This is a genomic window from Streptomyces sp. MZ04 (genome assembly GCF_004684775.1).
Taxonomy (GTDB): Bacteria; Actinomycetota; Actinomycetes; order Streptomycetales; family Streptomycetaceae; genus Streptomyces.
Map to the genome: position 1 here is coordinate 25881 of NZ_SRIC01000052.1, position 9796 is coordinate 35676.

Annotated in this window: 11 protein-coding genes; 8 read left to right on the forward strand and 3 right to left on the reverse strand. The window is 70.6% G+C overall.

The genetic code is table 11. The features are described from left to right. Positions 1 to 128 precede the first annotated feature (128 nt). From ald to E2651_RS14325, 8 genes are all read left to right on the forward strand, one after another. On the forward strand, positions 129 to 1253 hold the full coding sequence (gene ald / locus E2651_RS14290; RefSeq protein ID WP_135331482.1) for an alanine dehydrogenase: 1125 nt from the start codon (positions 129 to 131) through the stop codon (positions 1251 to 1253). 366 nt (positions 1254 to 1619) lie between these two features. Further along, on the forward strand, positions 1620 to 2762 hold the full coding sequence (locus E2651_RS14295) for a ParA family protein (protein ID WP_135331483.1): 1143 nt from the start codon (positions 1620 to 1622) through the stop codon (positions 2760 to 2762). Beyond that, the gene (locus E2651_RS14300) at positions 2747 to 3319 is read left to right on the forward strand and encodes a hypothetical protein (protein ID WP_135331484.1); all 573 of its coding nucleotides are present in this window, start codon (positions 2747 to 2749) and stop codon (positions 3317 to 3319) included. Before E2651_RS14295 ends, E2651_RS14300 begins: the two co-directional genes overlap by 16 nt. A gap of 17 nt (positions 3320 to 3336) precedes the next feature. Beyond that, a complete protein-coding gene (locus E2651_RS14305; protein ID WP_209446149.1) occupies positions 3337 to 4380 on the forward strand; it encodes a segregation/condensation protein A in 1044 nt (347 codons plus the stop codon). Beyond that, the gene (scpB, locus tag E2651_RS14310; RefSeq protein WP_135331485.1) at positions 4377 to 5018 is read left to right on the forward strand and encodes an SMC-Scp complex subunit ScpB; all 642 of its coding nucleotides are present in this window, start codon (positions 4377 to 4379) and stop codon (positions 5016 to 5018) included. Before E2651_RS14305 ends, scpB begins: the two co-directional genes overlap by 4 nt. Positions 5019 to 5028: 10 nt before the next feature. After that, complete coding sequence (locus E2651_RS14315; protein WP_135331486.1) at positions 5029 to 6153, forward strand: pseudouridine synthase; 1125 nt, start codon at positions 5029 to 5031, stop codon at positions 6151 to 6153. Positions 6154 to 6235: 82 nt separating this feature from the next. Next, positions 6236 to 7048, forward strand: coding sequence for an NUDIX domain-containing protein (locus E2651_RS14320; RefSeq protein ID WP_135331487.1), 813 nt, complete (start codon positions 6236 to 6238; stop codon positions 7046 to 7048). Beyond that, positions 7045 to 8055, forward strand: coding sequence for an ADP-ribosylglycohydrolase family protein (locus E2651_RS14325; protein WP_135331488.1), 1011 nt, complete (start codon positions 7045 to 7047; stop codon positions 8053 to 8055). The genes E2651_RS14320 and E2651_RS14325 overlap by 4 nt, the downstream gene beginning before the upstream one ends. Here E2651_RS14325 and E2651_RS14330 read toward each other — a convergent pair. From E2651_RS14330 to E2651_RS14340, 3 genes are all read right to left on the reverse strand, one after another. Next, entirely contained in the window at positions 8052 to 8750 is a 699-nt protein-coding gene (locus E2651_RS14330; protein ID WP_135331489.1) for a nucleotidyltransferase domain-containing protein, read from the reverse strand. The two genes, E2651_RS14325 and E2651_RS14330, sit on opposite strands and share 4 nt — an antisense overlap. Before the next feature lie 22 nt (positions 8751 to 8772). Continuing rightward, positions 8773 to 9243: a Rieske (2Fe-2S) protein gene (locus E2651_RS14335; RefSeq protein ID WP_135331490.1), complete on the reverse strand. Its 471-nt coding sequence runs from the start codon at positions 9241 to 9243 to the stop codon at positions 8773 to 8775. Continuing rightward, positions 9240 to 9796: DUF6529 family protein (locus tag E2651_RS14340; protein WP_135331491.1), on the reverse strand; the 557-nt coding region annotated here is incomplete at its 5' end. The genes E2651_RS14340 and E2651_RS14335, both read right to left, overlap by 4 nt.

Below are 9796 nucleotides of genomic sequence, written 5' to 3' on the forward strand. Positions count from 1 at the left end.
AAGGCTAGACAGAGAGAACTCCTTCATTAGACTGGCTCCGCCGCGTACTTCCGTGGTGTCTTCCGATGCGCCCTCTTGTGCGTCGGTACGTAGTTCATTGCCCGAAACATCCCTGAGCCAAGAGGACCGTGATCCACGTGAAGGTCGGCATCCCCCGCGAGGTCAAGAACAACGAGTTCCGGGTGGCCATCACCCCCGCCGGTGTGCACGAGCTGGTGCGCCATGGCCACCAGGTCGTCATCGAGCGGAACGCCGGTGTCGGCTCCTCGATCACGGACGACGAGTTCGTCTCGGCCGGCGCCCAGATCCTGGACACCGCCGATGAGGTCTGGGCCACCGCCGACCTCCTCCTGAAGGTCAAGGAGCCCATCGCCGAGGAGTACCACCGCCTCCGCAAGGACCAGACCCTCTTCACCTACCTGCACCTGGCAGCCTCCAAGGAGTGCACGGACGCGCTCCTGGAGTCCGGCACGACCGCCATCGCGTACGAGACGGTGGAGACCGCGGGCCGCGCGCTCCCGCTGCTCGCCCCGATGTCCGAGGTCGCGGGCCGTCTGGCCCCGCAGGTCGGCGCGTACCACCTGATGGCCGCCCAGGGCGGCCGCGGTGTCCTGCCCGGCGGTGTCCCGGGTGTGGCGGCCGGCAAGGCCGTCGTCATCGGTGGTGGCGTCTCCGGCTGGAACGCCGCGCAGATCGCCATCGGCATGGGCTTCCACGTGACCCTGCTCGACAAGGACATCAACAAGCTCAAGGAGGCGGACAAGATCTTCGGCACGAAGATCCAGACCGTCGTCTCCAACGCCTTCGAGCTCGAGAAGGCCTGCCTCGACGCCGACCTCGTCATCGGCGCCGTCCTCATCCCGGGCGCCAAGGCCCCGAAGCTCGTCACCAACGAGCTCGTCTCGCGCATGAAGCCGGGAAGTGTCCTTGTCGACATCGCGATCGACCAGGGCGGCTGCTTCGAGGACTCGCACGCGACCACGCACGCCGAGCCGACCTTCCCGGTCCACAACTCGGTGTTCTACTGCGTCGCCAACATGCCCGGCGCGGTGCCCAACACCTCGACGTACGCGCTGACCAACGCCACGCTGCCGTACATCGTCGAGCTCGCGAACCGCGGCTGGGTCGAGGCGCTCCGCCGTGACCAGGCGCTCGCCCTGGGTCTCAACACCCATGACGGCAAGGTGGTTTACAAGGAGGTCGCCGAGGCGCACGGCCTCGAGCACCTCGAGCTCGAGACTCTTCTCGGCTGATCCTGACGGCTTTCGTCAACGAGAGTCGTCAATCTCACGCCAGCGGCCGGACCTTGAGAGGGGTCCGGCCGTATGCGTATGTCCTGGGACTTGGTCAACTCGCCGTTAACGTAACCCTTTAACCGATTCGCCCACCCCGGAAATGTCGCGATGGCGGACCGCACACCCTTGACATGGGGGCGTTCGATTGCCGACACATCGGGCCGGGTCCGGCGGATTGTGTTGCTGCGGACCGGTGACACGCCATAGAGTCGCCAACCGTCGGCATGGTGCCACGCTGACCTATCGAGAAGTTTCCTGGTCACCAAGGAGGTAAGACGACTTGTGAATGAGTCGACATTTGCTCCCGGGGGTGGTCAACCAGGAATGTCTGCGCGGGGCCAAGGACCCGTGGGGCTCGAGGCTGTCGGCTCCGTCGCTGTCCGCACCTTCGAAGCCCGCCAGAAACCGCAGCCGACGCAACCGACATCGTCTGCACCCCAGAGCATGGATGGCCATCACGTGAACGCCATGGCCGGCGACCGGAGTGGCGAGAACACCACCCACACCCAACTCGCCGACTACGAGGAACTGCCCCAGGGGCACTTCTACGACCCTGACGCCGAGTACGAGCCCGATCCTGAGTACGCGGCCACGCTGGCCCCGGACGCGGCCCGTCAGCGCCGTGAGCGCATCGGTCCCACGGGACGCCCGCTGCCGTACTTCCCGATCCCGGGTCCGCTGACCGATCACGGCCCCGCGAAGATCATCGCGATGTGCAACCAGAAGGGCGGCGTGGGCAAGACGACGTCGACCATCAACCTGGGTGCCGCGCTCGCGGAGTACGGACGCCGGGTCCTGCTCGTCGACTTCGACCCGCAGGGCGCCCTCTCGGTGGGCCTCGGGGTGAACCCGATGGAGCTGGATCTGACGGTCTACAACCTGCTCATGGAGCGGGGTATGTCGGCCGACGAGGTGCTGCTGAAGACGGCGGTCCCGAACATGGACCTGCTGCCCAGCAACATCGACTTGTCGGCCGCCGAGGTGCAGTTGGTCAGCGAGGTCGCCCGAGAGTCCACGCTGCAGCGGGCGTTGAAGCCGCTGATGCAGGACTACGACTACATCGTGATCGACTGTCAGCCCTCGCTCGGCCTGCTCACCGTGAACGCCCTGACGGCGGCTCACAAGGTGATCGTGCCGCTCGAGTGCGAGTTCTTCGCGCTGCGCGGTGTGGCCCTCCTGACGGAGACCATCGAGAAGGTCCAGGAGCGGCTCAACCCCGACCTGGAGCTCGACGGCATCCTCGCCACCATGTACGACTCCCGCACGGTGCACAGCCGTGAGGTGCTCGCGCGGGTGGTCGAGGCCTTCGACGATCACGTGTACCACACGGTCATCGGGCGCACGGTCCGCTTCCCGGAGACCACGGTCGCCGGTGAGCCGATCACCACGTACGCCTCGAACTCCGTCGGTGCCGCCGCCTACCGTCAGCTCGCCAGGGAGGTGCTCGCCCGGTGTCACGCCGAGTGAGTCTGCCGGGGGCCGACGAACTGTTCCGTACGACCGGGGGGATGGCGCTTCAGTCGTCGTCGCCGCGGCGCCAGACGAACGGCGAGCCGCGGGTGCCGGCGCCCGCGGGGGAGAGCGACGAGACCGCCGCCGGTGACTCCGGGGGCTCCGCCGACGTAGATGGCGGTGAGGCCGCCGAACACGGCGCCGCCGACGCGGAGTCGGGGGCCGGGGAATCCCGCAGCCGCTCGGCTCCGGCGGAGGGCGAGAAGGGTGCCGCCGCCGCACAGGGCGGCGGCCGGTCCGCCGGCTCCGCATCCACCGCGCAGGCGCGGCGGCGTGCGCGGGCGGCCAATCGGCGGCCGAGCGGGCGTGAGCGGCACGACGAGAAGATCACCGTGTACGTGTCCGCCGAGGAGCTGATGGACCTCGAGCACGCCCGGCTCGTGCTCCGGGGTGAGCACGGTCTCGCGGTCGACCGCGGGCGGATCGTCCGCGAGGCGGTCGCCGTCGTTCTCGCGGATCTCGAGTCCCGCGGGGACGCGAGCATTCTTGTACGACGGCTGCGTGGGCGGTAGGGGTAGCCTTCCCGCCGATGCCCCTGAACGACGATCCCGCACCGCCTGCCCGCCGCCGCGCCCTGGGGCGCGGTCCCGCGGTGGCTCCGGCGGAGGAGCCCGCCCACGACCAGGAACCGGCGGTCGAGCCGGAGGCGGCGGTCGAGCCGGAGGCGGTGGCGGAACCGGAGGCGGTGGCGGAACCGGAGACGTCGGTCGAACCGGAGACGTCGGTCGAACCGGAGGCGCCCGCGGAGCCTGACGACGGGCGGTTCAAAGTCCGGCTCGCGAACTTCGAGGGGCCCTTCGATCTGCTGCTCCAGCTCATCTCGAAGCACAAGCTCGATGTCACCGAGGTCGCGCTGTCCAAGGTGACCGACGAGTTCATGGCGCACATCCGCGCCATGGGGCCCGACTGGGACCTCGATCAGACCACCGAGTTCCTCGTGGTCGCCGCCACGCTGCTCGACCTCAAGGCGGCCAGGCTGCTGCCCACCGCCGAGGTGGAGGACGAGGCGGACCTGGCGCTGCTCGAAGCGCGGGACCTGCTCTTCGCGCGACTCCTTCAGTACCGCGCGTACAAACAGATCGCGGACATCTTCAGCGGGCGGCTCGAGGACGAGGCGCGGCGCTATCCGCGGACCGTGGGGCTCGAGCCGCACCATGCCGAGCTGCTGCCCGAGGTCGTCATCAGCATCGGCGCCGAGGGGTTCGCCCGGCTCGCCGTGAAGGCGATGCAGCCGCGGGCCAAGCCCCAGGTGTACGTCGACCACATCCATGCCCCGCTGGTCTCCGTGCAGGAGCAGGCCGGGGTGGTCGTGGCGCGGCTGCGGGAGCGGGGCGAGGCCAGCTTCCAGGTGCTCGTCGAGGACGCGGGGGACACCCTCACCGTGGTCGCCCGCTTCCTGGCGCTGCTCGAGCTGTACCGCGAGAAGGCCGTGGCCCTGGACCAGGAGGACGCCCTGGGCGAGCTCATGGTGCGGTGGACCGGCGGCGACGGCGACGGGCAGCCCACGGTGACCGATGAATTCGACCGGGCCCCGGAGCCGCCGGGCGAGACGAGCGAGGAGCAGACGGCATGAGCAGTCCCGTGGGAGACCTGGCCGGCGCCGTCGCCGATCTGGAGCTGCGGCCCGCCCTGGAGGCCGTTCTCATGGTCGTCGACGAACCGGCCACCGAGGAGCACCTCGCCAAGGTCCTCGACCGGCCCCGGCGGCACGTCGCCGACGCGCTGCGCGAGCTCGCCGACGAGTACACCGCGCAGAAGCGGGGCTTCGAGCTGCGGCTCGTGGCGGGTGGCTGGCGGTTCTACACGCGCCCCGAGTACGCGGCGGCGGTCGAGCGCTTCGTGCTCGACGGCCAGCAGGCCCGGCTCACCCAGGCGGCCCTGGAGACCCTCGCGGTCGTCGCGTACCGCCGGCCGGTCAGCCGTTCCCGGGTCTCCGCCGTGCGCGGAGTGAACTGTGACGGCGTGATGCGCACCCTCCTCCAGAGGGGTCTGGTGGAGGAGGCGGGCGCAGAACCCGAAACAGGTGCGATCCTGTACAGGACGACGAACTACTTTCTGGAGCGGATGGGCCTGCGTGGCCTTGACGAGCTCCCGGAGCTCGCGCCCTTCCTCCCCGAGGCGGACGCGATCGAGGCCGAGACGCAGGAAGGTGTCCCGTCGTTCGACCCGGACGCGCCTGATGCGCCGGGTTACGAGGACGCAGACGACTAACGGAAATTTGATGCGAAGCAGCAGCGGCAGGAACAGCAGCGGAAACAACGGCGGGAGCCGTGGTGGCAACAGCGGCGGCCGAGGCAGCAGCGGTGGCCGCGGCAATGACCGGGGTGCCGGTAAGAGCCGCGACGACAAGCAGGGCGGCAGCGGCCGCCCGAAGAAGCCGCGTCCGGAGGAGCGGCGCTACGACGTAGGCTCCGGCGGCACACAGGACGGTCCGAAGTCGGGCCGTGGCGCCTCGGCGCGCGGCGGCGCCAAGGGCGGCCCCAAGCAGGGCCAGGGCAGCGCACGAGGGCGTTGGGCTCCGGCCACCTCCCGTGAGTACGACGCTCGGGCCGAGGAGCGCAACCGCGAGCGGTACGCGGGCAAGCCGAAGACCAACCTGCCCAAGACCTTCCCGGGCGCCGAGCAGGAGGGCGAGCGGCTGCAGAAGATCCTCGCCCGCGCGGGCTACGGCTCGCGCCGTGCCTGTGAGGAGCTGGTCGAGCAGGCCCGCGTCGAGGTCAACGGCGAGATCGTGCTCGAGCAGGGCATGCGGGTCGACCCGGAGAAGGACGAGATCAAGGTCGACGGCCTGACGGTGGCGACCCAGTCGTACCAGTTCTTCGCCCTGAACAAGCCCGCGGGCGTCGTCTCCACCATGGAGGACAGCGAGGGCCGCCAGTGCCTCGGCGACTACACGAACAACCGCGAGACGCGGCTGTTCCACGTCGGCCGGCTCGACACCGAGACCGAGGGCGTCATCCTGCTCACCAACCACGGTGAGCTGGCGCACCGCCTCACGCACCCGAAGTACGGCGTGAAGAAGGTCTACCTCGCGCACATCGTCGGCCCGATCCCGCGCGACCTGGGCAAGCAGCTCAAGGACGGCATCGAGCTGGAGGACGGGTACGCGCGTGCGGACCACTTCCGCGTCGTCGAGCAGACCGGCAAGAACTACCTGGTCGAGGTGACCCTGCACGAGGGCCGCAAGCACATCGTGCGGCGCATGCTGGCCGAGGCCGGGTTCCCGGTCGACAAGCTGGTGCGGGTGGCCTTCGGGCCGATCACCCTCGGCGACCAGAAGTCGGGGTGGCTGCGCAGGCTCTCCAACACCGAGGTCGGCATGCTGATGCAGGAGGTCGACCTCTAGGCGTTCTCGGACCCCCTCGGGGGTTGTGACTGCCCGTCCGTTCTCTTTATAGTCGTCATGACTATTAAGGGGGTGGGCGGGCATGCCTGTGTCCGGGACCTACGACAAGTACGCCTTCGAGCCGTTCGCCGTCACCGTCGACATCGCCGTCTTCACCGTCCGCGCGGGCCGGCTGCACGTGCTGCTCGTCGAGCGGGGCCAGGAGCCGTACGCGGGACGCTGGGCGCTGCCCGGCGGGTTCGTGCTCCCCGAGGAGTCGGCCGAGACCGCGGCGGGCCGTGAGCTCGCCGAGGAGACCGGCCTCACGGACGCCGCCGGGCTCCACCTGGAGCAGCTGCGCACCTACAGCGAACCGGACCGCGATCCGCGGATGCGCGTCGTCTCGGTGGCGTTCGCGGCGCTCGTGCCCGATCCGCCCGCCCGTCTCCCGCCACCACCCTCAACCGAGGCCCTCCGGGCCGCCCCTTCACTTCAAGTACGCGGCGGCACCGACGCCGCCCGCGCCGCCTGGCTGCCGTACGGCTCCGCGTACGGGCCGCTCGCCTTCGACCACGAGCGGATCCTCGCCGACGCCCATGACCGCGTCCGCGCCAAGCTCGAGTACACCGGCCTCGCCACGGCCTTCTGCCCGCCCGAGTTCACGCTCGGCGAGCTGCGGCAGGTCTACGAGACGGTGTGGGGCGTCGACCTCGACCCGGCCAACTTCCGGCGCAAGGTGCTCGGCACGTCCGGGTTCGTCGAGGCGATCCCCGGGGCCGCGCGCCTGACCGGCGGCCGTGGAAAGCCCGCGGCCCTCTACCGGGCGGGCGGCGCCACCGAGCTGCACCCGCCCCTTCTCCGCCCCTCGACCATTGCCTCGGATTCCTCGGATTCCTCGGAAGGAACGACCTCATGAAGCGCGCCGCCACCGGATCCCTGATCGGGCTCGCCCTCGGGGACGCGCTCGGCTTCCCGACCGAGTTCAACGACGTACCCTCGATCCTCGCCAAGTGCGGGCCCTGGCGGGAGATGGAGCTGCCGAGGCCCGCGTTCGTCACGGACGACACGCAGATGACGCTCGCCCTCGGCCGCGCGCTCAAGGCCGCGTCCTCGCGAGGGCTGTGCGGGCCCGAGCGGTTCGCGCACCTCGCCCGCCGGGAGTTCGTCGCCTGGAACTTCTCGCCGGACAACAACCGCGCCCCCGGCAACACCTGCGTCACCGCCTGCGAACTGCTCGCCGACGAGCAGCGGCCCTGGCGGGACGCCAGCCGGCTGCACTCCAAGGGCTGCGGCGCCAATATGCGGGTCGCGCCGCTCGGCCTCATGCCCTGGCTGAGCGAGGAGATGCGGGCCGGTGCCGCACAGACCCAGTCCGCGCTCACCCACGGCCACCCCACGGCCCTGGCGGCCAGCGATCTCACGGCGTACGCGGTGAAGCTGCTCGCCGAGGGCGCGGAACCGATGGGCCTGGTCGGCCTGCTCCGCTCGTACGCCATCGACAACCGCACCCGGTACCGCGAGGACTGGCTCGGCGACCTGTGGACCCGCTCCCAGGACCCGAGCCCCGAGCACTTCATCGCGCGCGGCTGGGACGAGTGCCTCGCGATACTCGAGCGGCTCGCGGCGGCGGTCCGTGACGCCAACCCGGAGACCGACCCCTGCCTGGCCACCGGCGCCGGCTGGATCGCCGAAGAGGCGCTCGCCACCGGCCTGCTGTGCTTCCTGATGTTCCCCGACGAGCCCCTCACCGCGCTGCGCAGGGCAGCCTGCACCTCGGGCGACTCCGACTCGATCGCCTGCCTCGCCGGGGCGTTCGCGGGCGCCCACCTCGGCGCGGACGCCTGGCCCGCCGAGTGGGCCGAGCGGATCGAGTACCGGCAGGAGCTGCTCGAGCTCGGAGCGCTCTGGGACAAGGAGGCCTAAGCCGCAGCTGCCGCCGACGCGCGGCGCACCCGGAGCAGGAAGTCCTCGACCCGGCGGCGGTCCGGCTCCGGCGGGAGCGGCGTGCGGGCGGCGGCCGCGTCCGCCTCGGCCGTCAGCCGGTTCATCCAGGACTCGAGGTCCGGCCAGGCGACCTCGCCGCGCTTGACCGCGAGGAGGGGTTCGCGCTGGTCGCCCACGTCGATGACCAAGTCGCCGGTCCGCAGGAGGTCGCGGCAGCTCGTCAGGAGGCGCAGGAGGTGCATGGCGTGCTTCCAGCGGGGCGCGCCGTGCAGGCGTACGTCCGCGTCGAGCTTCTTGCGCTGGCCGAGCGCGTAGCCCGCGAAGCTGGCCTGGACGTGCTGGGACAGGAACGCCCCGCGCAGCGCGAGGAGTTCGCGCCCGGTGTCCGTGAGGTGCTCCACGAGCGGGGAGTGCAGGCACTCCAGGATGTTCGGGTTGGCGCGCAGGGCGAGCTCGCAGAAGCGCTCGAGCTCCCAGCTGAACTGCTCCTCCGCCGGGCCGTCCAGATGCGTGGGCGGCTTCTCGAAGTGCCAGAAGAGCGGAGTGGGCGCCAGGAAGACGCCCCTGCGGTCGGTGTCGCTGCCGTCCGTGGCCAGGCCGAAGGCGCGCGAGCCCATCACACAGGAGTAGACGGTGTGGTCGCGTACGAGGTCCAGGTCGCTCCGGCGCTGCATGCCGTGAGCGTACGGCGCACGGTCAGCCGAGCGTGATCGATTTTCCGGTGACCGTGATCTTCTGCGGGGGGAGCGGGCGTGGTGCGGGTCCATCCGCCACCGAGGCGTCCGCCACGCGGTACTTGCTGCCGTGGCACGGGCAGTTGATCGTGCCGTCCGCGACCTCGCCGACCGTGCAGCCCGAGTGGGTGCAGACGGCGGAGAAGCCCTTGAAGTCGCCCTCCTCGGGCTGGGTCACGACGACCTTCTTGTCCTTGAAGATCTTGCCGCCGCCGACCGGGATGTCCGTCGTCTTCGCCAACTCCTCGGCCGCGGGCGGCTTCTGGGACTTCCCGCCGTCGGAGGAGGAAGAAGGTGCGGCGGCGGAAGACGAGGCCGCGGGCGGCGGCTCCGGCTCCGCGCCCTCGTCGCCGTACTTCGTGCAGCCTGCGGACAGCGCGACCGCGCCGCCGGTGGCGAGGACCGTGCGCCGCGTGGGGTGCGTACCGCTCATGTCGTCACTCCGAACGTACGGAAGAACCACAGCGCCGACGTCAGCCAGATCACCGTGAGGACCGTGAAGACCAGGCCGCCGATCAGCGGCAGCAGCCATCCCGGCAGTCTCTCCGAGCGGAGCAGCAGCATCTTGGCGCTGAACGCGCCGAAGAAGAAGCAGCCGAGCAGCGAGTGCCACATCACCCGTGTCGAGTACGTCTGGTAGCCGAGCGCGTAGAGGCAGTGCACCGCCACTGGCACCGACACCAGGAACGCGATCCGGCCCGACCAGCGGTGCAGCGCCGCCGACCAGGAAGGGCCCGGCAGTCGTCCGTACACCATGAACGCCGAGATGACCTGGACGAGCGCGAAGGCGAACGCCGTCGTGCCGAGCCAGGCCTTGACCGCGCTGGTGCTGCTGAACCCGGCGAGGTTGAAGGCCGTGCCCTCCGGGTCGTGCGTCTTGCCGTACACACCGAGGCCGACCGCGACCGCGGCGGCGACCAGGGCCGGGAGGAGGTAGCGGGCGGGGTGCGGGCGGCGGTGGTCGCCCGTCGCGGGGGGCGGGCCGA

Excerpts from the sequence above, each read along its gene's own strand:
- E2651_RS14295 (WP_135331483.1), top strand. The coding sequence starts at position 1,620 with ATGTCTGCGCGGGGCCAAGGACCCGTGGGGCTCGAGGCTGTCGGCTCC.
- E2651_RS14305 (WP_209446149.1), top strand. The coding sequence starts at position 3,337 with ATGCCCCTGAACGACGATCCCGCACCGCCTGCCCGCCGCCGCGCCCTG.
- scpB (WP_135331485.1), top strand. The coding sequence starts at position 4,377 with ATGAGCAGTCCCGTGGGAGACCTGGCCGGCGCCGTCGCCGATCTGGAG.
- E2651_RS14315 (WP_135331486.1), top strand. The coding sequence starts at position 5,029 with ATGCGAAGCAGCAGCGGCAGGAACAGCAGCGGAAACAACGGCGGGAGC.
- E2651_RS14320 (WP_135331487.1), top strand. The coding sequence starts at position 6,236 with ATGCCTGTGTCCGGGACCTACGACAAGTACGCCTTCGAGCCGTTCGCC.
- E2651_RS14325 (WP_135331488.1), top strand. The coding sequence starts at position 7,045 with ATGAAGCGCGCCGCCACCGGATCCCTGATCGGGCTCGCCCTCGGGGAC.
- E2651_RS14330 (WP_135331489.1), bottom strand. The coding sequence starts at position 8,750 with ATGCAGCGCCGGAGCGACCTGGACCTCGTACGCGACCACACCGTCTAC.
- E2651_RS14335 (WP_135331490.1), bottom strand. The coding sequence starts at position 9,243 with ATGAGCGGTACGCACCCCACGCGGCGCACGGTCCTCGCCACCGGCGGC.